Here is a 23702-nt window from a genome sequence, read left to right as displayed (position 1 = left end):
GCATAAGCACTTAATTGCATTATTCATTAACATGGTCATTACCACTTAGCAATATGCCTCAATGGGTTAAATGCTCATTAACTAACTATGCCGTAACCCTATGGTTAAATATAATGCGGTGATTATTAGTGGCTATAATAGTTCTATTGCAGTTAATTACCCTGCTAGGTATGGCTCAGATTCTTTTAATTGAAGGAAAATAATGTAGGCAACTTGAATACGAAATACTCATTAACGCATGCACACTGCTCTATCAGTAATCACTCATTAGTAGCAGCTTAAGTGTGGGGAAGTTTAGCGTAAATGGTGCGGGGGGTGGGATTTGAACCCACGCAGGCCTACGCCAACGGGACCTGAACCCGCCCCCTTTGACCATGCTCGGGCACCCCCGCCTTTGCCTTGTTCGCTTCATTGTTTTTAAGCTTTTTCTTAATTAACCATTACGGTATCTGCCTAAGTGCGTTGTCTAGGTCATTTATTATATCCTCCACGTCCTCTAACCCCACTGATAATCTGAGTAGGCTTTCATCAATACCTAACTTAGCCTTATACTCCTCTGGTATTGGTTGGGCTGCACTGGTTATTGGGTACATTATCAGTGACTCTGGTCCACCGAAGCTTGGGGCTGGTTTAATGATTTTCAGTGAATTAAGGAACACACGAACCCCCTCCTTATCCCCCTTCACCTTGAATGACACTATTCCACCGTATAACCCATTGAACATTCTTGAGGCTAACTCATGATATGGGCTTGACTTTAACCCAGGGTAGTAAACCTCCTTAATCTTAGAGTGATTGCTTAAGTAATCAGCAATGATCATTGCGTTCTCACAATGCTTCCTAACCCTTAGGCTCATTGTCTTAACACCCCTTAAAGCTAGGTAAGCATCAAGGGGCTGTATTATCGTACCCAGCCTCCTCCTCCACTGCCACATTTCCTCAATCACATTGGCTTCACCGGCCACTATGGCTCCTGCTAGGACGTCATTGTGTCCTGAAATATACTTAGTGGCACTGTGAATCACTATGCCTACTCCATGTTCAATTGGCCTATAGAGTATTGGTGTAGCCATGGTGTTGTCAACTATTAGTAATGAATCATTATCCTTAGATACCTTAACCAGGTAGTCCACATCAATAACCCTTAGCATTGGGTTAGTTAAGGTCTCAATCAATATGATTGAATTGGGGTTGGATTTAATGGCCTCAGCTAAATCCTCAGTCTCAGGCATGGTGATTATGGTTCTTACGTTGAACTTATCCATGTTTATGGCTAAGCCCAGGGTGGTTCCATATATTTCAGCTGGGAGGATTAGCCTTGAGCCTGACTTAAGAATGCTTATTAAGGCTGTGGAGACTGCAGCCATACCGTTATTAGTGGCTAACGCATCAACACCCTTCTCAAGCTTAGCCAATACATGTTCAAGGTACCTGACGGTTGGGTTCTCCTCCCTGGAGTACTTTAGGTCAAAGCCCCTATCAGATGGGTTAGCCTCAATGATTTGCCTGAAGGGTGTTGATAAGTATATTGGCGGTATTACTGATCCATACTCATCCACGTGATCATGCCCGTGAATTGAATCAGTTGCATTACCCATTACTCAACCCTTAAGGGGCTTTTATAAAAATACTACACCCAGGGACTGGGTCATTAATGCCTTAACTCAAGCCTTACCAGTCCCCCCTAATTCATACCTAGCCTGTATCTGCCTCACTGGCCTACTCCTATTCATGAACCATAACGCTAGTTTACTCATCATTTCATTAACCTTATCAGGCATTTCACTAGCCAAGTTAACCCTCTCCCTTGGGTCCTTTACTAGGTTATATAATTCGTGCCTACCATCAGGCCTATAGATTAGGCTCCATTCACCATCCCTAATACACCTATCAGCAGCCTCATGGTAACCCATTATTGCGTAAGCCCTATGCCCCCTTGATGAACCATTAAGTAAATCCGCGAAGCTCCTACCGGCAAGTGGGTATGTGTATGTTTCAGGTAGGTTAAGTAAACCAAGTATTGTTGGTAAGACATCTGGGAATTGAACAATGGCATCAGTAACAATGTGCCTACCATTAGGTAGCCTAACCATGAATGGTACCTTTAGTAGTTCACTGTAAAGTCTATCACCACCCTTAAGGAACTTCCCATGATCAGCCAGTGGGTGGCCGTGATCAGCTAGGAGTATTACTATGGATTGTTCAAGGAGTCCTAGATCCCTTAATGCATTATAGAATTCACCAAAGTAGTAGTCAACGTACGCGACTTCACCGGCGTAAAGACCCCTAATGTAGTTAACCTGCTCATTGGTATACCACTTAGCTGCATCACCACCCATGGGTAGTATTAATTTAGGTCCCTTGTAACCTGGGTCAGTGTACTTATCGAACCTTGACGGCGGGATCCATGGTTCATGTGGGTCGAAACTATCAATCCAAAGCATGAACCTTGAATACTTCCTGTAAGCATCCTTAACCCAATTAATCGCAGTCCTAAAAACCCTAGCCGCAAACCAATCACCCTCATCCCTCCAATCATCTATATTGGCTAGGAATTGGGCAACAAGCTCAACATAAGCCCTTGAACCAGCGTAATTACTGTAATAATCCTTAGTAACATAATCATCAACACGCCTATTAACCGGAGGCGGTATACCGTATGTATCATACTCCTGACCCCTAATGAAGAACCATGTGTCAAAGCCCTTAGTGTAATTCATGCCTGGCTTAAATAAGTGGTAGGTGTCTGATACTAGGCCAGTGAAGTAGCCTAAACCCCTCAGTAGTTCGGGCATTGTGTATGAGTCGGGGTGCATTGGTGACCATGGGTGGTATGGTAGCGTGAATTGCCCAGTCAATAATTCCTCCCTAACAGGTATTGTCGGTAACCCTGATGGGTAAGCATTAGTGAATACGATGCCTTCTGAAGCCAACTTATCCAAGTTAGGCGTATCCGGTGGTGGGACATTATCAAAAACCCTGGGCCAACCATATAGGCTCCTATAGAAGCCGACGTGATCCTGCCTAAGACTATCTAAAACAATCACAATTATGTTTAAATCAGGCTTACTCATTAGGTGATTAGGATTCAAGAATATATAAGTCTAGTCCCTAACTTATTATAGGGAAATCAGTATTAGGAATAATACCAGTGAAACACCCACTGATATAGAGTATTGTATTAACGTTGACCTTATGAAGTTGGCCGGTAATTGAATCCTACTTAACTTGCTTATAATCAGTACAGTTGCTAGTAATGTTCCGTCAACCATCGGGAATACTGTAAGTATCATTAGGTAGAACATTTGGACGATTGATTGAAGCGGGTGGATTAGGCCTAATTCACCGACACCAATCATGTTGTATGACATCCAACCAATACCGGCGTAGGGTATGTAGGCTATTATTAAGGCTATTAACCCATCAATGAACCTTATTAGGAATGGTAATGATGCAGCTGCCTCAGCTTCATTACTAAGCATTGTTAAGTAACTACTGGGCAGTACCAGTGAGTAACCAAGCATGTATGAGCCCACTAATGCGAGTATTATTGATAGTAGAAGGTAGAGTCTAATGGATCCATACCACCTGAGTATAATTAACCTCTGCTGTGACATATAAAGGGCCCTTAACGAGTCTCCACTAACTCAACCTTCCTAAGCCTGCCAATGGTTCTATGCGTCACGTAGCCGCATTGCCTGCAGGTTAACTTAAGGGTAACTTTCTTAGTGACCTTATAGAATGTCTTCTGCTTAGGCTTCCTTGATGAACCGTAGCCAAGTAGCTTCCTCTCATACCTCCTCTGACCCTCTGAGAGAGTCCTCCTCTTACCTGTGGTGTACTGGGTGACTGTGTGTTCAGTGTATGTCCTGCATCTTGGGCAGTAGGTCCTAATTACCCTGGGTATCTTCATGCTAATAGGTGATTCAGTAAACTATTTTAAACTTTTCCGGGTCCTAATGATTCAAGGATCCTCCTCCTAGTCTCCTCACTGACGTTTAATTGACCTAGAGCCACCTTAAGCATAAGCCTATACCTCCACATTCTATCATCAGGCGAGTACCTGGGTGGGTGGGGGTTTGTTAATTGGCCTCCGCAGTAGGGGCACTTATCCTTCCTTAGGGTATACTTACCGCACCTAGTGCACTTCATCATCACTGACTTAACCATCATCACCCCCTTCACTGGCTCCTTGATACTGAGGCCTCCCCACCATTAGCCTTAGCCTCATTAACCAGTAGGTTACTTAACTTCTCGAAGGCCTCCTCAACATGCTTCGGATTGCTTCCAGTGACCTCAATCCTATACCTGGGTGGACCTATTACGTATATCTTAGCCTCAACACCAAGCTTCTTAGCCTCCTCAACAGCATTATCCAGTATCTTCCTAATGTACTCAACGCCATTAGGCCTTAGGTTTATCATCCTTAACACACCCACTATGGTTACCTTAGGCTTCTCAATCCTCTCATTAGCCACCCTTACAATCTCATCAATCAACTCCCTTCTAATACCCAGTTTAATTAATGGATCAATGTTACCCTTAGCCGCGTCCTCGAAAGCTGAATATAAGTCACCGTAATACTCCATGATGCTCCACCCGGCCTCCTCCATTAGTTTACTTAAGCTTACACCCATCTTCTGGGCTATTATCTCCATTAGCTTAATTGCCTTCAAGTTCCTCTTCCATGCATTGAACTTCCTCTCCCTCTCCTCATCCCTAACCCTCCTTAATGAGAGGTCTATTAGGCCTCTCCTTGGGTCAACCCTTATGACTTTGAAGACTGCCTTAGACCCAACCTTCAAGTAATCCCTAATGTTCCTGAACCAGGATTGAAGAACCTCATTAATGGGTACGTAGGCCTCCACTCCCCCATACTCATCAAGGGTTATGTAGGCTCCATGCTCCTCAATGCTCTTAACAGTGCCTACGACTAATTCCCCAACATCAGGGTACTGCTTCCTATAGAATCTAACCACCGGCATTTGCGTAGTCTTCTTACCGGTACTACTCATAGGCGACTCAATAATCACCTGTTTAAAAAACTAAGGGTAATGAACCATGTAGATTAAGTCAGCTTGAATAGTTGGTGCACCGTAAATTAAGTTAAAACCCCTCCTCAACCTGGGGGGTGGTAGGTGAATGAAGACTTCACTAAGCCTAGGTGGGTTACTGAGTATTAGTGATGCATTGGCGAAGAATGAGGCGCGTTCAAACCCAGTGATCTCACTCATGAATCTTGAATCATCAATATGAGGCACTATTATTAACCTACGCCTCAGAAACTCATTAATACTATTGAGTTCACTTAATGACACTATAAGCCTCACATTATTCTTAATTAGGAATGAGACTAATTCAATGTAATTATGAAGCCTCCCAACCCAACCCCTGGGAATCATCACAGCCTTAACACACTCACCCTCATTAATTAAATTACCAATGTATTGAGGTATTAATGCAACTAAGTATTCCTCCCCATTACTGCACCTAATATTGATAGGCGACTCAAAGGTTAAGTTAACGATAGCCATGGAGTCATCATTAACAATAACGGTAATAAAAGTTTCCAACATATGGGGGCGGGTTAACCGGGCGGGGCAATTTCATTAACACCACTGGTTTAATAAGTCTTTCTCCATGATTATTGAAGTGCATAAGCATGACCTTTAACTTGGGTTTCAGTAATACTTCATGGGTATGAGGCAACTTGAGTAAGTCTTCATTAATCATAATTCGTAGTCATCCCTATAAGGAGGCAGGGGATACCTCTATGTCAATGAATAAAACACTACAGTATTTGTTGTATTCCTTCTTCCCAATCTACGCTTTACTTCATAATGCATTGCCTTAAATTCAGGCATTAACCTGCTTGCCTCTGCGTTTACCTACCCGTGTCTTGAATCTAAGCCACCATTTCGCTAAAACATCCCTGTAATCTATTAGCACTATTGGCGCTAACATAACTATTAACGCCACAGCCATTTTAACATACAAGTGCACCATAGAAGCCCTAATTAACAAGTGGTAAATTAATTTTATTGAGAATTGCAGTGAAGACTTAAATCGTTGATAAAGCACCCACTAAGGCCACTGTACCAACGATTACTATGAAGACACCCACTATTATTATTACTACGTCAACTGCTATGTTCCAGTACCTCCCCTGGTGAAGTTCAAGGAGCAGTGTCCTTAAACCATTCATTGCATGGTATGTGACTGCATAGAGGAGTATGAATATTGCAATCATGTAACCTATATTCATTAACTGCTCATAGACTCCATGAGGCCCAGACCACGCAATTGACGCCTCATAGCTAGGCCACCTAAAGGCTAAGTGTATTCCAAGAACCACGACTAGTATTAGACCGGTTATGTAATGCCACTTCATTAGGGTTGACTTAGCCACCATACCCATCACCCTACGAAGGCTACATATGATGCTAAGGCTATGAAAATAACTACAACAATTATCACTAAGTACTTGTAGATCATCTGCGGCTTCTTCCTAGGTGATGGCACCATTGGGTACGTGTGCCTTTCAGGCCTAGGTAACCCTAATCCGAAGTACTGCATTAGTATTAGCCTAACACCATTGGCTCCATGAACAGCCGCCAATAGTGCTATGAGGTATTCTATTATTGTACCGACGTGCGCAATACCTACTACCCGAGGCCCCTCAATAAACCCTATGACCTTCTCCCAGGTTAATGGCGTTGGGTGACCGAAGTTTAATGCCGTTGATATAACTAGTACATGTCCTATCAGGTAAATTGCAAGTATGGCTCCACTAACCTTTTGGAATATTAGTAACCATTCATCAAGCCCCTTAAACCACAGGGACCATTTAGGTGAATTCCTCTTAGTGGATAATTTCTCAGTCACCTAGGTCACCTAGCCGGTGGTTTACCGGTTAATAATGATTTCTTCAGTAGGTTTATTGCAAGCGCTGGGTCAACGCCCTTGGGGCAAACCTTACTGCATGTGCCACTGTAGTGGCATGACCACACTCCATTATCTGAGTCAATAATCTTAAGCCTAAGCACGTAGCCTTCATCCCTATTATCAGCACTCCACCTGTAGGCGGCCGCCAATGCCTGCGGTCCAAGGTAATTCTTATTCAGGAAAACCATTGGGCATGCGGCGTAGCAGGCACCACACTTTATACAGTATGAGAATTCCAGGTAATTCACTAACTGTTCCTCAGTTTGAGGGTAGTAGGTGTTTAATTGCTCAAACTGCTCCTTCTCATCCTTCCTAATTAACCATGGGTCCACTGACTTATGCTTCTCAAAGAATTCATCCATATCCGTGACTAGATCCTTAATTGGCTTAAGGTTACTTAATGGTTCAACTGTTATTACATCAGTGCCCAATTCAAAGGGCTTAGTCTCACAGGCTAACCGTGGGGTACCGTTAATTACCATTGCGCAGGAACCGCATATACCCATTCTGCAACTATACCTTACAGCTAATGTTGAATCCTGCGTCGCCTTAATTTTAAGTAATGCATCAAGCACAGTCTGCCTATTAGTAACCTCAACCTTATACTCACTCCACTTATAGCCACTTGTCTTAGGGTCATAACGTTTAACTCTAAATGTGAACACCCTCCTCTTAATCTCTATCTTAATATCTGCCTTAACTGAGGACATATAATTGATCTCAGAGATAGATTAGTGACTGATTTTTAAAGCTTATCAACCGCCGAACATTTGGCTACACAACTATACGATAAAATACATTCCCATGCATAATTCTTTTCATACATTAAATTACATATGTTTAAACATATTAAATGAAATACGAGTTAAGGGTAAATAACCATGAGCCTAAGTATAGTGATTAAATGCAGCAATAAATAGTGCGTTCGTTTAATCACTATACGACACAATTAATTATTTGATTAATGGGAAGGATTAATTAACTTATGATTCTTGATTCCCGGCGAGGAACTATGTCCGAGAACGTGGTATACCTCCTAAATGGACTAGGATCATGCATGCTACCGTGCGGAGGCATAATACGACTGAACCAAATGAGTGTAGATGAGGCGAAGAGCATGGTGCAGGGTAAGGAAATAATCAGTTATATTGAGAGGCAGGACACTGCACAAGCCTTATCAACACTACTTGGTGTTAACGTACCCATTAACAGCGGGCAATTGGTAACCGATGAGATTAGCATGGGTATATTACTGCACATTAATGGGCAGGTGGATAAGAATCAGTTGAGCAACCCCAGTGAGTTGCTTAAGTTGATTGATAAGGGAGTTATTAAATTATATAGGGTTCTCATAGACCCATACCCATGTTAATGCATTCGATTATTCAACACAAACTTAAAAACAATTTATCTAACACATTCCTCAACAGTAATTACACACTTCCCACTGGGCCTGCACTGGGTTACCCTTCTCAATGTGTTTCTTAACCTCACTGGGGTAGTTACGTAATTCTCATGCTCTCTTTCCTTAACTTTCTCTTGTAACTTATTGAAAATAATACTCTAATTGTGTTTCATTATTTCTCAGCATTAAATAATCATATTGAGGTTGATGACGTTGCCTCACTTTAAAAGATGAAGTTTTAAGTATGCTATAACTTAGAGAATCCCTTGAAGTTAACATGGATATTAAGGCCGTTAAGCAGGCGATTAGGGAGAGAGTTTGGAGAATACTTGAGGAGAGTAATGCGGCTGCATTTCCAAGACCAGTTTACGGTAGGATACCGAACTTCGTGGGTTCCCAGGAGGCATGTAGATTAGCTTCAACACTCCCTGAGTTTAAGGAGGCTAGGGTTATTAAGATTAATCCTGATTCACCTCAACGATACTGCAGGGAGCTCGCATTGAGGCACGGTAAACTGGTTATTGTACCAACCCCCAGGATTAAGGAGGGATTCCTCCTACTTGATTCAAGTAGGATACCGAGGCAGTATTATGATGAGGCATCAACCATAGGCGGCTCATTCAAATGGGGTATACCCATTAAACCATGGGATGCACCGCAAATAAACCTTGTGATAATAGGTTCAGTAGCCGTTAACCCCAGTAACGGTAGGAGACTTGGTAAATCCCACGGCTATGCTGAGATTGAATGGGGAATAGTTAGTGCATTGGGTAAGGTGAATGAGGATACGCCTGTTTTAACCACTGTTCATGAACTTCAACTGGTTAATGATGAAATACCTAAGGAACCCTTCGACCTACCTGTGGACATTATAGTAACACCCAGCAGGGTTATTAAGGTTAATAGAATTGATGAGAAGCCGAAAGGAATATACTGGGGGTACGTTACGGATGAAATGATGAATGAGATACCACTCTTAGCGGAATTAAGGAGAATGAATAATATTTAATGAAGCCTTACCCCTCACTTCTAAAACATAGTTAAGCCTAAGTGACATTACGCGTGATTAATGCATTAACGTATGCATATTTAATCTCCAATAATTAAACAATAATACAGGAATGAAACCCTGGCGCCGGGGCCGGGATTTGAACCCGGGCCCCCTTGCGGGGATGGGCTCTCAAGGCCCACGCCTTGGACCAGGCTCGGCCACCCCGGCCTAAATGCTGCTTAGTTGGTGATTTTTAAAAATTTACCTTAAATAATGATCAATTCGAATGAGGCATTAATGATAATGTTTTTAAACCGGCATATTCATGGATCCTGTGTCCCGTGGTTCAGAACTTAATATAAGTAAGGAGGGGTTTGCGTTAGCTGTAATTTTAGCCATTGTTGCCGTGATATTTCTGTTTGGTTTATGGAATCTAGTGGCACCCACAGGTATAAGCGTCTCCATTGTTAGGTCTGAGTGTGGTCCAACTTACGGTTACTCGGTGACTATATCAACCATAGCAACCGGTATGCTCATATACTCGGCGTATAGGATTATTAGGTGGGGTAGGGTTGATTCAATATCACTTCTATTGCTGCTAGTGGCTATGATAATGTTCACTGTTACCGCTTACTCAGTCTACTCATTATCATCAAGCATATGCTGATACAATTACTCTACATGGGTTTACTCCTAGTACTGATACACGTTGCGGTACCGTTAATTTACTACATTATTATCCTAACCTACGCTAGGAGGCCTTGGTTAATTAACTCAATTAACGTTAATGATGGTGAATTACCCGCGGTATCCATCATAATACCTACATATAATGAGGAGAACATGATACTGGGGAAGCTGGATAATATTCTTGAACAGAATTACCCCCTGGATAAGATCCAGTTAATAATATCCGACTCAAGCAGTGACAATACTCAGGTTAAGGTTGAGGAGTGGTTGAGTAGGCATAGGGGAGTTAACTTAAGTTACATTAAGGGCCCCAGGATGGGTAAGGGCCATGCATTAAATAAGGCGTTGGAGGCTGCGTCGGGTAGTATTATAGTGACCACTGATGCTGATTCACTTTGGGTTAAGGACTCATTAATTAACGCCGTTAAGTGGCTTAGTAATGAGCAGGTGGGTTTGGTTTCATGCGTAAAGGTACCTAGGGGTGGTGGATCAACTGAGGATGCCTATAGGAGGCTTTACAATACCTTGAGGATTGGGGAAAGTAAGATACACTCCACTGTTGTTTTCCACGGTGAATTACTGGCTGTTAAGGGGGATTTAATTAGGAGTATTGGTGGTTTTCCAACGGATATTGGTGCAGATGACTCATATACGGGAGTTAGGGTTGCCTCAATGGGTCTTAGAGCCGTGATTCCGGAGAACGTGGTTTGCATGGAGTATGTTCCAAGTAATGGGTATAGTAGGTGGAGGGTTAGGAGGGCTCAACACCTATTGCAGAGCTTCATGAAGTCAATTAAGTTACCTAAACCAAGCAATTATAAACCAATCTACTACACTGAAGCCTACATTCACCTAATGAACCCATGGCTACTCCCAATTGGCGCAATCCTGCTCCTAGCCTCAGGGAGCCTGTGGGCATACGCCTTAATTGCAGTGGGTTTAGTATTATTAGTGTGGTCACCCTTCAGGGCTTGGGTAACGCAGCAATTCATACTGATGTACGCCATGGTCAGGAACCTGTGGACTAAGGAATTAATGTGGGAGAAGATTAGTAAATAAAGTTAATTTAAGGGGATTAAAACTTAGGTATCATTGCTAAGCCACCGGCTTCACCACTTAACTCTATTAAAGGTGCATTAACCCTCCTGGCAAACTGCACTGCTGCATTACTGAACCTGTAATTATCAATAAGTATGATTCCATGCCTCATGTGGCTCCAAGCCTCATTAAGTTCAAATAATACATTATCATAACTGTGGTCACTGTCATGTAGGAAGAATTGAACATCACCCAGCTGGGTTAGGGTTTTCTCAAGTAACTCCCTTGAACTACCTATTAGAAGAATCCACTTAGCCTTAAGCTCCTCTGGAACAATGAAGCCCACTGGGTTAACCTCATCATAGTATCTATTTATCTCAATGGAGTAAAGTAAACCATCGTTAATTTCATTAAGGGCGCTTAGAATCACGGTACTGGATACACCAGCCCCTACGCCGGTCTCCACGGCTATCTTGGGTTTAAGAAGCTTAATTATTACATAAAGTATCGGTCTCTTCTCAGGTGACAACGCACCCCATAGCCTCCTACCTCTTAACCTTGCCCTTAACACATTATCAACATTACTGTACCCACTTAGGGCACTAATCACTGCACTTCTATCAATCTTAAATACCCTTGATAATGCGTTCACAATGCTTTCACGCATCATCTAATTCGATATCGAATTAGATCTTTAAAAAGATTACGCTGAAATGCGAGGCGTATTAATGATTATTGTTAAATATTAGCGGTACTGGGTGGATTCATGGAGATCAGGGAGGCTCAGGAATTGATTAGGAGGGCTTACTTCGAGAAGGATTCAAGGAGGGGGCTTTACCAAACATTCACGTGGCTTGTTGAGGAGGTGGGGGAGTTGGCGGACTCCCTGTTGAAGGGTGATGAGGAGGCTAAGATGGAGGAGATAGCTGACGTATTCGCCTGGCTACTCTCTGTGGCTAATTTACTTAACATTGATGTTGAGGAGGCCTTTAAACGCAAGTACATTACTAATGGTGCCCCACCATAGATTCCTTAACAAGCTCACCAACATCTATCACCCTACCCTTGAATCCACCCACCCTTGCGGCGTCACTGAGCATTGCATTGCAGAATGGGCACATCGTCACAATGGTCTTAGCCCCAGTCTCGGTTAATTGACTTAACCTAATACTACTTATCCTACTCCTCTCGGGTACATCATACCAGTAATTAGCTCCACCAGCCCCACAGCAGAATGTTCTCTCACCACTGTTTCTAGGCTCCTTGAGAACACCCACTGAGGAGACTATTATCCTCTGCGGTTTAGTGGATTTATTATACCTGGCTAAGTAGCATGGGTCATGGATAGTTAATACTTCTCCACTTCCCTTAACCTTCACAAGCCCCTTCTCAATTAACTCAGCTATGAATTGAGTGTGGTGTTTAATTGATACATTCCTCATGTATTCATCCAACTTAGGGTACTCGTTACTGAACGTGTTGTAACCGTGGGGGCATATGGTTACTATACTCTTAACGCCATACCTCCTAAAGACCTCAATGTTGTTTAAAGCCACCTCCTGGAACCTACCCTCGTCACCAAGTCTCCTCAATGGGTCACCGCAGCAGGTCTCTTCATCACCAAGCACTGCAAAGTCATTAATTAAACCGGCAGCCTTAATAATATCTATGAAGGATTTAATAATCTCCCTAGTCCTTGAGTCGAAGCTACCCATGCATCCAACCCATAGTAGGTGCTTGAAGCCTGGATTCTCCTTAACTGTCTTAACCCCTAATTCCCTCAACCACTCATGCCTACCGTAATTACTAATCCCCATTGAGTTACCGTACTGGGTAATGTTAAGTAGTAGTGTTGACTTCTTTTGATCAAGCCTACTTAACTCAACCAGTCTCCTCCTCACGTCAATTATTAAGTCAATGTGCCTAACCCCAATTGGGCAATTGTAGACGCATGCACCGCAGGTTGTGCATGACCAAGCTTCATCATCAATAATAACCTTAAGCAAATCCGAATTAAGTCCATTTGAATCCTTAATGTACTTAAGCTTCCTAATGAACATCCTCGGTGATAATGGCCTACCTGCTAATGTGGCTGGGCAAGCCTCCTCGCATGCACCAATCTCCACGCATGCATCGAGGCTGCGTAACTCGTAGTCAGCTAAGTCACTTAACCTCTCCGCACCCACCTTAACCTGGGATGCATCCACCTTACCCTCGAGGACATCCTTAAGGTTGAAGGCCTCCCTAAGGTTAGGTAGATTCAAGTCAAGGTTCAGGTAAAGATTAACCTCGGGTTTAACATAGTATGTGGCTATTAATGCGTAGTCAATAATCGATAACGTGAACTTAACCTCAATGTAAATGATCCCGGTGAATAGGGTTAATGCAAGGGTTAATGATGTTAACACTATTACAAGCATTAGTATGGATTGAAGCATAATGGATCTACGCTTAACAGCCTCCTCAATCCTTAAGTCACTGTAAACCTTGAATGAATCCGCAAGAACCCTAAACCTCCAGGCAAGGGCGGTGATTAAGCCTAGTATTAATGGGGTTGATGCAATGAACATCACGTAATGCGCCACTGGGTTACCGTAGGTTAATGGGTAGATTAACGTGTATAGTATTGATAAGGAGACGCCGAGTAGTATTGATAAGTGCATTAAATGCACCATACCTTTACGGTAACTTGATGCCTCATACTTAATGAATCTAATTAACCTAGCTGCACTTAAACCTAAGCCACCACGCCTAGCCTCGGAGTAAAGCCTGTAAACTATGATTACCACTACTAGTACGTTAACTAGGTAAAGCACGTAACTAATCAATACGCCACCAGGGGTGGGTTTAGGCAATACCACATACAGCACCCATGGCGTGTATTAACATTACAGTGGTCCTTTTAAATAATGTGATTACCTTACTTCAAGATAGGGTACCTCCTCCATTCCTTCTAAGGGGGTATTGGGTTGAGGGGATTGGCGATGTTAAGCACGGGAAGCTTACTTAATCCTGCGGGTTATTAATTATGCTTGGTATTGGGCAGAGGGGGTCGTCACCGTAAACGTCACCTGTTAGGTAATATGCCCTCGCCCTATCCCCACCCTTACAATACTTCTTAAATTGGCATGCGGAGCACCTAGGTCCCTTAAGGTATTTTTCAGTGTTTACGAATAGGTCTAGGTTTGATTCCATTAATATGTCTGCTAGTCTCTTCTCCCTAACGTTACCGAGCTTAATGAAGTCTATGAATTGGCATGGGTAAACGTCACCGTTAGGGTATATTGATATTATCTTCCTACCGCAGCCTCCCGTTGACTCCACGAACCTGAGGTAATTATCTAATTCCTCCTTATTCTTAGCTAGTTTTAGGGCTATGTATACTCCATCGAATGAACCTAGGGTTGTTTCAATTTCAATTTTACCTGAGTAATCCTTAGCGTACTTGATTAAATCATTCATGAATTTAACGTACTGCGACGGTGTATACCACCAATCCCTACTTAACCTTTGAGCCCTACCTGAGGCTGATAGGTGATAAAATGTTATTCTCCTAACACCCAGTGATAACGCGAATTCAATGTACGATGAAACCTCATTAATGTTCATTGAGGTTAAGGTGAACCTTAAGCCAACATCTAACCCAGCATCAATGGCATTCCTAATACCCAGGATAGTCTTAGCGAAGGCACCCCCCACCCCCCTGAATTTATCATGAAACTCACTGTTTATTGAATCCAGGGAGACTCCAATGTATGAGAAGCCTGCTTCAGCCAGTTTAGAGGCCATTTCCCTAGTTATTAATGTTCCATTAGTGGATAAGGCAATCCTAATACCCTTATCCCTAGCATAGTGAGCCAGCTTAATTAAATCACCCCTCATTAATGGTTCACCACCAGTGAATAGTATTAATGGGACCTTTAATTCACTGAACTGCTCCACCAGGTTCATTGCCTCCTCAGTAGTTAACTCATTCTCATCAGCATCACCAGCACTTATGTAACAGTGCAGGCACTTTAAATTACACCTCCTGGTTATGTTCCATGAGACAACGGGCCTAATTGGGCTTGAGAATTCACTGGGGTGATTAACCCCGAATCTACCCTTAATCTTAACTGATACTGTTCCTGAGCCTGTAACCATGACGCTTACGGGTATCATTTGCGGAGCCTAGGATTACGCTTAATTTATAAACGTACCTAGGTTATTAATGATGCTTCATCCATACCTTAATGAGGCATCATATGTATCCAAGCCTCCTAAGCATTAACACTACTATTACTGCAATAACCGCTATTATTATTACAGGTAGCATTAATCCTATTAACCTAACGCTTAACGGTGCAGGCATGAACCCGTTTATTACCAAGTGCTTACTGTAGGATGTAATGTAGTATGGTCCATTAATCTGTATTAAGTAATCACCGCTCACTAGTGATACAGCTAGTAGTGCTTGAGTTGACTTTAACCTCAGTGAGTATGGTTGACCATTGAATTGGACACCAACCACATTAACCGTGTATTGCCCTAACCCCAATATGGTACTCACCCTAATTATGAGCGTATAGGATACTGGCGTGAATGTTAATGTAACGTTAGCCCCAGCCCCATTTATCGTTACACTCCTGGCGGGTGCACTGTACGGGTTGTTGAATCCATTAAAGTAGCTTGAGGTTGATGACACGGTATATGATCCGTCAGGCAGCATTAGTGTTACTGAGTCACTGGGTGAAGTTAGGGTTGTTGCGTAGGAGTAGCGTGTACCATTGAAGAACACTCCACTTACACCTAAGCTCCACTTAACATTGTTAATTAACCCGGTTTCACTTACCTCAAGTGGGTAATAATTAACACTAAGAGACACATTAATGTTCCTAATCCCAGCCCACACTGTGAAGGCTATGTTATTCACGGTTGGGGACGCGACCTTATTATATGATCCGTAAGTCACATCAGTTACAGTAAACGTGTATTCACCGTCAGGAAGCAGTATGGTGTAGTATGGTACCATTATTGTTAAGTCCTCGTTAACCGTGGTACCGGCTATCGTCTTCCCGTGCACAATCGCCTTAACACTTAGCCCGCTCACCATGTTAGTTACATTAATGTTAACTGGGTAATTAATTAAAGTGAAGTTAACTGGAATCACAATACTGCCGGCTGAGGATACTGATACTAAGCCGTTTGGGGGTGTTGGTGAATACCCGAACACTGGATTAATAATGAACCTATAGGATCCAGGTTCAAGATAAAACACAATCTCCTTACCGGCTGGGGCTGATAATGTTTCATTAAATAGGTTACCGTATGATGTTAAACCATAAACCCAGACGCTCCACGTATCATTTAACGCCAACCCCTCCTCCATGAATATTAACTTATATGATGCGTACACCGGTGCAGTTATCTTTACTGTTGAATCATGTATCGCAAATATTACGCTAGCCGGCTGAATGTAGTAACCCTTAGGAGTCATTATTGTTAAATTATATATGCCGTTAGGCAGCATTACCGTTGCATTATAGTGAAGGTTAATTAGCCTCAAGTCCACTGGACCGTTTAAAGTCACGTTATAGTTTGATGAGTTTACGTAAAGGTATAGTGGGTAGAGTCCATTCGGGCTCTTGTAGAAGGTGACCTCATCAATAATGCCTAGGCTGGGTAATGCGGCGTACAGCTTATTACCAATCATTGTTATTGATGACCCAACTGATGGTAAATGTATCACACCGATTTCAAAGTACATGCCTTCAGTGTATTCGTAAACGTAAACCAGGTCATTGACTAAGGCGTAGAGTAGACTTTCATTAACGTTAGCCGTTAGCCATGTTGGGGAGATACTTATATTATAAAGGATACTGCCTGTTGAACCATTTAACGCATATAAGCCTCCCTTAGTTGATACGAATAGTATGTTATGCTCCTCATCATAATACGCGTAGAGGGGTGTTGAGTTTAAGTTAACTATTATGCAGTTTAAGCAGTAACTCCTGGGGAGTTGCAGTGTGGTATTGTTTAGGTATAGGATGTAACCTGTGGCGTATATTACGTATACTAGGTTAAGCTTACCATTTGGTATAATTATCTCAGGTGGCCATAGGTTACTTATCGTTGACGCCACCTCAAAGTACCTTAATGTTGAGTTAATCATATTGTATTGAAGGAATTTCCCGGAACCATAGGCAACCACGTATAGTTGATTTGTGTAATTATCGTAGTAAACCCACGTTGGCTCAAAGGAAACTGGAATTGAACCAATTATTGATGCAGTATAGCCGTTTATTTCATAAACCAGGTTACTTGCGGGGCATGAGACATAGATCACGTTTCCCTCATAATTAATGGCTGCTAGGTAAGGTTGCGTACAGTTGGGGAGATTAACATTCCCGATCACGTTACCGTTACTCATTATTAATACACCACCAGTTGCGTTAATCCGCGCATAGAGTACGTAGAGGTAGTTTACACTTGGGTTTGAGTAAACCCCAGTAATCACTATGCCGTAGCCTATGTATGGGGTTAGGGTAATCATTGTTTCGTTAACTGGGGTGAATGATTCCAAGGTTAAGCTAAGTGCAGTTAATGGAAGCACTAATATACATACTAGTAAAGCTACTAATATTATTCTCATTATACTGTTCAGTTAAGGGAATTATTTAAATATTCCCCCTAAGCACTAATAAGCCTGGTGATGAGTGACACCAGAGCCTAATGATGAGGAGAAGATGAATTAACTGAAGTAATACTCAAGTATGAGAACAATCCTGTTGAGTTAATATTTAAAATAACTCAGTACACAAATGAGTTATGCCCAGGAAGCAGACCAATAAAATACTGGAGAGGAAGAATGATATACTGGAGATTATAAGGAAGAGGGGGGAAGTATCCACTAACGACCTTGTTAAAACCACTGGGCTTAGTCATAGTCAAGTATTCTATATACTGAGACTACTTCAGAGGGATGGGGCAATTAGGGAGATTAAAAGGGGGAAGGTTGCTTACTGGAGGATTGTTGAACAAGGCCATGAGGCCACTGAATCAGAGGATACCGACATTATTTAAAGTCATGACCACTAGCCTTCAATGTTAAAACATTTAATTACCCGAACTTAACCACATGGGTTAATGCTTATTAACACTAATCACTAAACCCAGGCATGGATAAGTCGGAATTCTAAGTCAGGTAACGGATTTAATTAAGCAGAGTGAGGAATCCATTAGCAGGCTTAAAAGTCTCCTAAGTAATCTGCCGCAGGACCTGAATCCACTTGATATTGTTGATGATGTAAAGGAACCAGTGGTTTTAAGCGTAATTAAGGGGTACCTTAACAGTAACCGTAAGGTGGCTTACCTTGGTCCTGAGGGAACATTTAGCCATGAGGTTGCGTTAATGCTGCTGAACGGCACCATGATTCCTGTTAAGGGAATTAATGATATTGTTAAGGGTGTTTACAATGGTCAATTCAACTACGGTGTGGTGCCTTTTGAGAATAACCTAGCAGGCATAGTGGGTGATACCATTGATGCATTAATTAAGTGGAATGTGGGTGTCAAGGCCAGTGTTGAGTATAGGGTTTCACTATGCTTAGTGGTTAATAATGATGTTGATTCACTCAGTGAAATTAAGGAAATATACTCGCATCCACATGCCATTGAGGAGTCCAAGGAATTCCTCAGCGGGCTGAATGCCACCATTAGGCAGACATCATCAACAGCCGAGGCACTTAACATGGTTATTGGACATAGGGAGAGGGCTGCGGTTGCCTCAAGGCTTGGTGCACAGTTAAGGGGATTAAAGACGATTACCTGCGGTATTGAGGATAAACCAAGCTTCACTAAATTCCTAATACTACAGAGGGATGTGGGTAACATTGGTGATAGGTCACTGGTAATATTCTCAGTACCGAATAAGCCTGGTTCACTTTACTCAGCCTTAAAGCCCTTTGCTGAGGCTGAACTTAACTTAACAATGATATACTCCAGGCCTAATAAAATGGGGCCGTGGGAGTATGACTTCATTCTTGAGGTTGAATGCAGTTTAAGTGATGGGAAGTGCCTTAAGGCAATTAATGAACTTAGGGAGCATTCAGCATACGTTAAGATCCTGGGTAGCTACAGGTACTTAACAATGCAGGGTTATGATGATTCAAGTTCCTGAATAACACTGCTTTTTACACTTAAATAATTCCCAAGACCTACTGGCCAGGAGGGTTAAAACCACTGTATGATAGTACCTTCTTAAGTAAGTCAGCCTCAGGTGGTACTCCAACGAACTCAACATCACCGGTTGAGCCCTCATTCCTAATTACCACAGTTGGTACGGCTGTTACACCGTACATGTCCGCTATGTCCGGTTCCTCATAGGCCTCAACAACCACTGACCTAACCTTACCCTTACTTTCATAGGCGAACATGTTGGCTAACAGTACGGCGTAGGGGCAGTATGGGCATGATGGGGTAACCACTGTTACTACTTCAACTGTCTTCGCATCTGAGTTAATCATTGAGGCTAAGGTACTCTTTGTCCTAGCCCTTAACCCTGTTTTACCGGTTGATATCCTTGTTATAGTCTCTATGAATGCCCTAACCTCCTCACCCAGTGGTGCGCCAAAGTACCTTATTATGCCTCCATTAATGTATATTACGGGAACCCTATTCTCCTCAACATTGAACTTAGCCCCATCATCCTTATTCTGATCAAGCCTATGCTTATTAACTATTAACTTACCCTCAGGTGCTAAACTGGATAATAGATCAAGGAGCTCCTCCGTTGGTGTGCACCAGTTAGTGTCCCTGCCTGCGCAATTGCCTGTTGTGAAGAGATCGAAGGTCACTGGGTTAACCATTTGTGAAAGCATCTCCCTTATTATACCCTTAGTCTCCTCATCAACCTCTATATGAACCTCCTCAGGACCAGTAGGTGGTGCTAGTGGTGTAGCTGACATTGCACTCAACGTGACACTGCACTTTTAAAAATCTTTCGCGTAAATGTTAACCCATCAATGGAAGTAATCAAGAATGCTTTTACCTGTTTTACCAAGTAACGCCGCCTCATTCACGCCAAAGACCTCAAGTATCCTTAAGGCCGCTGGAATAACCTGCTTCTCCACGTAGTAGTCAACGTCAATTTCCTTAACATCATTGATGAATACGTATGGGTAAGCCCTCTGAGTCAACTTATCACCACTATCCTTAACAATCACGAAACCCACGGTATCACCCTTATTAACCACGTAACCCTTCTCCATGAGCCTCCTCGCAGCAACAACGTGGGGTTGAATAGCCTTATACTCATTAATATCCTTATCCAGGGTTTTCCAAATTATAACATCATCAATCGTGAACCTGTAGTTCCTTAAATCATCAATAACTGACTTAACATACTTAACAGCCTCATCAACACTCTCCCTCAGTACTAATTCAGCAACCCTCTCCTGCACATTCCTAGCTAATTCACTCCAATCGCCCCTAACGGCCTCGAAACCCACTATATCCACTTCACCATCAGCAGTTAACCCAATGTACCTCTTCTTAGATTCAGTGAATATTAATTTACTGTAAACCTTATCTATCTTAACCTCAAAACCCATTTCATTAATCCTACTTATTATGTCAGCAACCTTATCCTTATCGTAAGTGACGAAGAGACTATCAGTGTCACCGTATATTACCGTTAACCCCCTTTCCTTAGCCATACTCATCGCCGTCTTAAGTAAATACCTACCCCAGGCTGTAACTGATTCAGCAACCTCCCTAATATACCACCTAGCCCCAAGCCAACCGCAGTAACCATACATGGCGTTAGCCATAATCTTAAGAGCCCTCTGCCTCTCATTAAGTAGAACCCATTCAAATGAACCCTCAGGGTAATTCCTCATCTCATCCCTAGCCTCACGCCTAGCCTCAATAAGCTTCTGAAGTAATGATGCGTAAAGCCCCCTAGGACTCTTCCTAAACCTGTAACCAACCTCAGGGGCGGTGTAGTAGTCGCCCTCTGATGAATCCAGTACCAATGTGTCCGGTGAAATATTGTACTTAAGCATTATGTTTGGGTACATGGATGAGAAGTCTAGTACAGCAATATTATAGTGAATGCCTGGCTTTGGTTCAAGCACAATAGCACCCTTATAAGTTTCATATGGTCTCTCAACCCTATTTGGGGCTAGTTCACCCATCTTGTAGGCCTCATGCATTATCATCATCTCAACCCTTGAACCAACACTGGCTGGGCCAACTTGATCCAGCGGTAGGCCTGATACTGAGGCAAGCTGCATGGCGTAGGGTAGGAGTATTTTACCTAACCCAAGGGTGCTTAACACATCATCCCTAGCGTACTTAATTAATTGACTACGCTTACCTTCATCATCCCAGTACTGGTAAATCCTATGGCCAGGTATGTTAACGCGTTCACTCCTCTTCATTACCCCAAAGTACTCGGCAACGTAGTCAAGGCTCTTCCTCTTAACATCAGTCATATCCTCGATGAAGTTGTATAAGTCAATGTGGGCCCTCCCTATTATTGACCAATGCCCGTAAACACTCTGCTCAGGTGGTGTACCGTACTTCGATAATTGAAGCTTAACGTTTAATGCATCAGCCCTATTAACCAGGTAAGGCATGTCGAATTTATTTGAATTATAGCCGAATAATACGTCGGGGTCCCATTCCTTAATCACACTCATCATATCGTTAAGCATCTCCCTCTCATGCTTGTAATTATCAAGGGTCAGTAGCTTAACGTCACCGTTACTGTTGGCTAAGGCTATTATTATAATGGGATCCCTCTTAGGGTCAGGGGTGCCTCTTGGATTATATACCTCGATGTCAAGGGCCATGTAGTTGAGCCTCGGCATTATGCCTAAGTCAAGTGAGGTGGGTGGGGTTTCGGTTAAGTATACGTTACTAACGCCCCCAATCTTATTGTCTACTGGTTTAAGGTTACTGAACATTAACCAACCTGGCCTAATATCATTATCAATCATATACCTAATGTAGAATCTAATGTCAGCCTCCAGGACTTCCTTAACGTGTTGAATAGACTTAACCCTATCCCTAAGCTCCCTAACCTTATCCGGTACAGTGACAGTCACCTTAACAACCTTAATCGGCTTACCGAAGAGCCTCCTCTCGGTTACATCAGCCTTAATAACATTCTGCATCTTACCAATAACCCTAGCCACCTGATCCTCAAACCCCTCCTCTGGAATCACGTAGAAGTATGGCCTAAACCCCCTATCCAGGATAACAACCTTCTCACCATTCTCATCAACACCAAACATCCTAATCTCAGGTGAATTACCCACTAATCCATAGGTAATATCCACTAAGTAAACCCTCTTCTCCACATGGCTTCAGCACTGAACTTATTAATAACCCTAACTAGAATTCAACCTTACTGCAATTGATTACTATCCTTAATGGCTATTAATTACTCAACTTCACTACTCAGTAATCCGCAGTTGCATTAGTTAATGGTCTTTATTTCAGGTTTATTAACTATGAGTCATTAAGGTTATAGCGCCTAGGGCTATTGACTTAAAAATAATGGGGGATTACCGGTAATGTGGCTGTGTTTGGTGTAGTGTTGGCTGCTGGGAGGGGGGAGCGTTTAAGGCCAATTACCCTCTATGTACCTAAGCCCTTAATGCCCATTCCAGGGGGTAGGCTTGCAATGCAAGATGCAGTGGAGCGTCTGCTTCCGTTAAAGCCTATTAGAATTTACATTGTTGCCCATTACATGGCTGGGTTAATAATGGATGCTGTTAAGCATTTGAACTTAACTTATAATGGGTTGCTTGAAACGGTTATCCACGATAAGTTACTTGGTACTGCTGGTCACTTATACTTTCTAAGTAACTTAGTTAAGGATGATGATATTGTTGTGGTTGAGAATGGTGACGTCATTGCTGATGTGAATATGGTTGATGCAGTTAATTTCCACTTGGGAAAGGGACTGGATATGACTATAATTGGGTATAGGGCTGGTTTCCAATTGAGGTATGGGGTTCTTGAAACAGAGGATTATAATGTGAAGGCTTGGGTTGAGAAACCCACTATTAACTTCACTGTGTCGACAGGCAACTACATAATTAAGGGTAAGTTACTGAGGCTGCTTAACGGTGGCTTTATTGATATGAATGATTACGTTAACTTAATTATAAGGGAGGGGGGTAGGGTTGGGGTGTATTTAGTCAATAAATTCATAGACATCGGCACTGTGGATGATTACCTAAAGCTTTGGTGCCCTGGGAAGTGAGGGTTAAGGCTTAACACTCCTACTCTTATCAATGGCGAGCGCCCTCCTCTCATCCTCAATATACCATTCCAGCACGTAGTTGAATTTATCAGCTAATGTTCTAGCAACATCATATGCCCTATACCACCTTTTACTCGCCATCACTATTCTCCAACCCACTTGAACAAGCTCAAGGTCATTTAACTTACCTGTCACCAGTATGCGTGCCTCCCATGGGTTCAATAAAACGTAGTAACGCTTACTCCTCACAATACCTAAGTATTACCGGGCTTTTTTAAACACTAACCTTAATAGTGTTCCTGAGTAGACTAAAAGTTTAAGTGATCTCCCCCTGCTCAACGTTTTAATTTACCTGAAGCCTTAATAAAGCATTAAAC

Annotated in this window: 26 protein-coding genes and 2 tRNA genes; 8 read left to right on the top strand and 20 right to left on the bottom strand. The window is 42.5% G+C overall.

From position 1 onward, the window contains the following. Window positions 1–304: 304 nt before the first annotated feature. The 12 genes from CMAQ_RS07010 to CMAQ_RS06960 form a co-directional block, all read right to left on the bottom strand. Window positions 305–392 (bottom strand) — tRNA-Leu (locus tag CMAQ_RS07010). A gap of 48 nt (window positions 393–440) precedes the next feature. After that, on the bottom strand, window positions 441–1598 hold the full coding sequence (locus CMAQ_RS07005) for a cystathionine gamma-synthase family protein (RefSeq protein WP_012186409.1): 1158 nt from the start codon (window positions 1596–1598) through the stop codon (window positions 441–443). A 66-nt stretch (window positions 1599–1664) separates the two neighbouring features. Continuing rightward, a complete protein-coding gene (locus CMAQ_RS07000; RefSeq protein WP_012186408.1) occupies window positions 1665–3074 on the bottom strand; it encodes a sulfatase family protein in 1410 nt (469 codons plus the stop codon). Window positions 3075–3119: 45 nt separating this feature from the next. Then, on the bottom strand, window positions 3120–3617 hold the full coding sequence (locus tag CMAQ_RS06995; protein ID WP_012186407.1) for a hypothetical protein: 498 nt from the start codon (window positions 3615–3617) through the stop codon (window positions 3120–3122). A gap of 11 nt (window positions 3618–3628) precedes the next feature. Beyond that, entirely contained in the window at window positions 3629–3913 is a 285-nt protein-coding gene (locus tag CMAQ_RS06990) for a 50S ribosomal protein L44e (RefSeq protein ID WP_012186406.1), read from the bottom strand. A 26-nt stretch (window positions 3914–3939) separates the two neighbouring features. Then, window positions 3940–4155, bottom strand: a complete 216-nt coding sequence (locus tag CMAQ_RS06985) for an RNA-protein complex protein Nop10 (RefSeq protein ID WP_232203833.1) — start codon at window positions 4153–4155, stop codon at window positions 3940–3942. A gap of 26 nt (window positions 4156–4181) precedes the next feature. After that, the gene (locus CMAQ_RS06980) at window positions 4182–5015 is read right to left on the bottom strand and encodes a translation initiation factor IF-2 subunit alpha (RefSeq protein WP_012186404.1); all 834 of its coding nucleotides are present in this window, start codon (window positions 5013–5015) and stop codon (window positions 4182–4184) included. 30 nt (window positions 5016–5045) lie between these two features. Then, window positions 5046–5534 carry a hypothetical protein gene (locus tag CMAQ_RS06975; RefSeq protein WP_156769868.1) on the bottom strand — a complete coding sequence of 163 codons (489 nt, stop codon included), beginning with the start codon at window positions 5532–5534 and terminating at the stop codon, window positions 5046–5048. A gap of 322 nt (window positions 5535–5856) precedes the next feature. After that, window positions 5857–6006, bottom strand: a complete 150-nt coding sequence (locus CMAQ_RS10720) for a hypothetical protein (protein ID WP_156769867.1) — start codon at window positions 6004–6006, stop codon at window positions 5857–5859. Window positions 6007–6061: 55 nt separating this feature from the next. Continuing rightward, window positions 6062–6412 (bottom strand): succinate dehydrogenase/fumarate reductase transmembrane subunit, encoded by a 351-nt coding sequence (locus CMAQ_RS06970; protein ID WP_012186402.1) that lies wholly within the window; start codon window positions 6410–6412, stop codon window positions 6062–6064. 5 nt (window positions 6413–6417) lie between these two features. After that, the gene (locus tag CMAQ_RS06965; RefSeq protein WP_012186401.1) at window positions 6418–6885 is read right to left on the bottom strand and encodes a succinate dehydrogenase/fumarate reductase transmembrane subunit; all 468 of its coding nucleotides are present in this window, start codon (window positions 6883–6885) and stop codon (window positions 6418–6420) included. A gap of 5 nt (window positions 6886–6890) precedes the next feature. Continuing rightward, a complete protein-coding gene (locus CMAQ_RS06960; protein ID WP_012186400.1) occupies window positions 6891–7655 on the bottom strand; it encodes a succinate dehydrogenase iron-sulfur subunit in 765 nt (254 codons plus the stop codon). A 275-nt stretch (window positions 7656–7930) separates the two neighbouring features. Between CMAQ_RS06960 and CMAQ_RS06955 the strand changes: the two genes are divergently transcribed. After that, window positions 7931–8317: an STIV orfB116 family protein gene (locus CMAQ_RS06955; protein ID WP_083755298.1), complete on the top strand. Its 387-nt coding sequence runs from the start codon at window positions 7931–7933 to the stop codon at window positions 8315–8317. 310 nt (window positions 8318–8627) lie between these two features. Then, on the top strand, window positions 8628–9359 hold the full coding sequence (locus CMAQ_RS06950; RefSeq protein WP_012186398.1) for a 5-formyltetrahydrofolate cyclo-ligase: 732 nt from the start codon (window positions 8628–8630) through the stop codon (window positions 9357–9359). 121 nt (window positions 9360–9480) lie between these two features. Here the strand turns inward: CMAQ_RS06950 and CMAQ_RS06945 are convergent. Continuing rightward, window positions 9481–9569: transfer RNA gene (locus CMAQ_RS06945), tRNA-Ser, on the bottom strand. Between the two features lie 97 nt (window positions 9570–9666). Between CMAQ_RS06945 and CMAQ_RS06940 the strand changes: the two genes are divergently transcribed. Both CMAQ_RS06940 and CMAQ_RS06935 read left to right on the top strand, forming a co-directional pair. Then, the gene (locus CMAQ_RS06940; protein WP_012186397.1) at window positions 9667–10008 is read left to right on the top strand and encodes a hypothetical protein; all 342 of its coding nucleotides are present in this window, start codon (window positions 9667–9669) and stop codon (window positions 10006–10008) included. Further along, window positions 10002–11090, top strand: coding sequence for a glycosyltransferase family 2 protein (locus tag CMAQ_RS06935; protein ID WP_012186396.1), 1089 nt, complete (start codon window positions 10002–10004; stop codon window positions 11088–11090). The genes CMAQ_RS06940 and CMAQ_RS06935 overlap by 7 nt, the downstream gene beginning before the upstream one ends. A 16-nt stretch (window positions 11091–11106) precedes the next feature. Here CMAQ_RS06935 and CMAQ_RS06930 read toward each other — a convergent pair whose 3' ends face one another. Continuing rightward, the gene (locus CMAQ_RS06930; protein WP_012186395.1) at window positions 11107–11739 is read right to left on the bottom strand and encodes a class I SAM-dependent methyltransferase; all 633 of its coding nucleotides are present in this window, start codon (window positions 11737–11739) and stop codon (window positions 11107–11109) included. 96 nt (window positions 11740–11835) lie between these two features. On the opposite strand from CMAQ_RS06930, the gene CMAQ_RS06925 reads away from it, so the two are divergent. Next, the gene (locus tag CMAQ_RS06925) at window positions 11836–12096 is read left to right on the top strand and encodes a MazG nucleotide pyrophosphohydrolase domain-containing protein (protein WP_012186394.1); all 261 of its coding nucleotides are present in this window, start codon (window positions 11836–11838) and stop codon (window positions 12094–12096) included. Here CMAQ_RS06925 and CMAQ_RS06920 read toward each other — a convergent pair. From CMAQ_RS06920 to CMAQ_RS06910, 3 genes are all read right to left on the bottom strand, one after another. Beyond that, entirely contained in the window at window positions 12077–13930 is a 1854-nt protein-coding gene (locus CMAQ_RS06920) for a (Fe-S)-binding protein (RefSeq protein ID WP_012186393.1), read from the bottom strand. The genes CMAQ_RS06925 and CMAQ_RS06920 overlap by 20 nt on opposite strands. 145 nt (window positions 13931–14075) lie before the next feature. Beyond that, window positions 14076–15230: a radical SAM/SPASM domain-containing protein gene (locus tag CMAQ_RS06915; protein ID WP_012186392.1), complete on the bottom strand. Its 1155-nt coding sequence runs from the start codon at window positions 15228–15230 to the stop codon at window positions 14076–14078. A gap of 79 nt (window positions 15231–15309) precedes the next feature. Beyond that, entirely contained in the window at window positions 15310–17700 is a 2391-nt protein-coding gene (locus CMAQ_RS06910; RefSeq protein ID WP_012186391.1) for a YncE family protein, read from the bottom strand. Between the two features lie 176 nt (window positions 17701–17876). Here CMAQ_RS06910 and CMAQ_RS06905 point away from each other — a divergent pair, with 176 nt between their 5' ends. Further along, on the top strand, window positions 17877–18131 hold the full coding sequence (locus CMAQ_RS06905) for a FaeA/PapI family transcriptional regulator (RefSeq protein WP_012186390.1): 255 nt from the start codon (window positions 17877–17879) through the stop codon (window positions 18129–18131). Window positions 18132–18366: 235 nt separating this feature from the next. Further along, window positions 18367–19227, top strand: a complete 861-nt coding sequence (locus CMAQ_RS06900) for a prephenate dehydratase (RefSeq protein WP_012186389.1) — start codon at window positions 18367–18369, stop codon at window positions 19225–19227. A gap of 37 nt (window positions 19228–19264) precedes the next feature. Here CMAQ_RS06900 and pdo read toward each other — a convergent pair whose 3' ends face one another. Both pdo and CMAQ_RS06890 read right to left on the bottom strand, forming a co-directional pair. Next, on the bottom strand, window positions 19265–20014 hold the full coding sequence (gene pdo / locus CMAQ_RS06895) for a protein disulfide oxidoreductase (protein ID WP_012186388.1): 750 nt from the start codon (window positions 20012–20014) through the stop codon (window positions 19265–19267). A 54-nt stretch (window positions 20015–20068) separates the two neighbouring features. After that, window positions 20069–22414 carry a DNA-directed DNA polymerase gene (locus tag CMAQ_RS06890; protein WP_012186387.1) on the bottom strand — a complete coding sequence of 782 codons (2346 nt, stop codon included), beginning with the start codon at window positions 22412–22414 and terminating at the stop codon, window positions 20069–20071. A 218-nt stretch (window positions 22415–22632) separates the two neighbouring features. Between CMAQ_RS06890 and CMAQ_RS06885 the strand changes: the two genes are divergently transcribed. Then, complete coding sequence (locus tag CMAQ_RS06885; protein ID WP_012186386.1) at window positions 22633–23325, top strand: nucleotidyltransferase family protein; 693 nt, start codon at window positions 22633–22635, stop codon at window positions 23323–23325. A gap of 3 nt (window positions 23326–23328) precedes the next feature. Here CMAQ_RS06885 and CMAQ_RS06880 read toward each other — a convergent pair whose 3' ends face one another. Beyond that, window positions 23329–23574, bottom strand: a complete 246-nt coding sequence (locus CMAQ_RS06880) for a hypothetical protein (RefSeq protein ID WP_012186385.1) — start codon at window positions 23572–23574, stop codon at window positions 23329–23331. Window positions 23575–23702 lie beyond the last annotated feature (128 nt).

This window comes from Caldivirga maquilingensis IC-167 (assembly GCF_000018305.1).
Classification (GTDB): Archaea; Thermoproteota; Thermoprotei; order Thermoproteales; family Thermocladiaceae; genus Caldivirga; species Caldivirga maquilingensis.
Note: the sequence above shows the minus strand (reverse complement) of the source record. Positions and strands in the feature narration are given on the sequence as shown.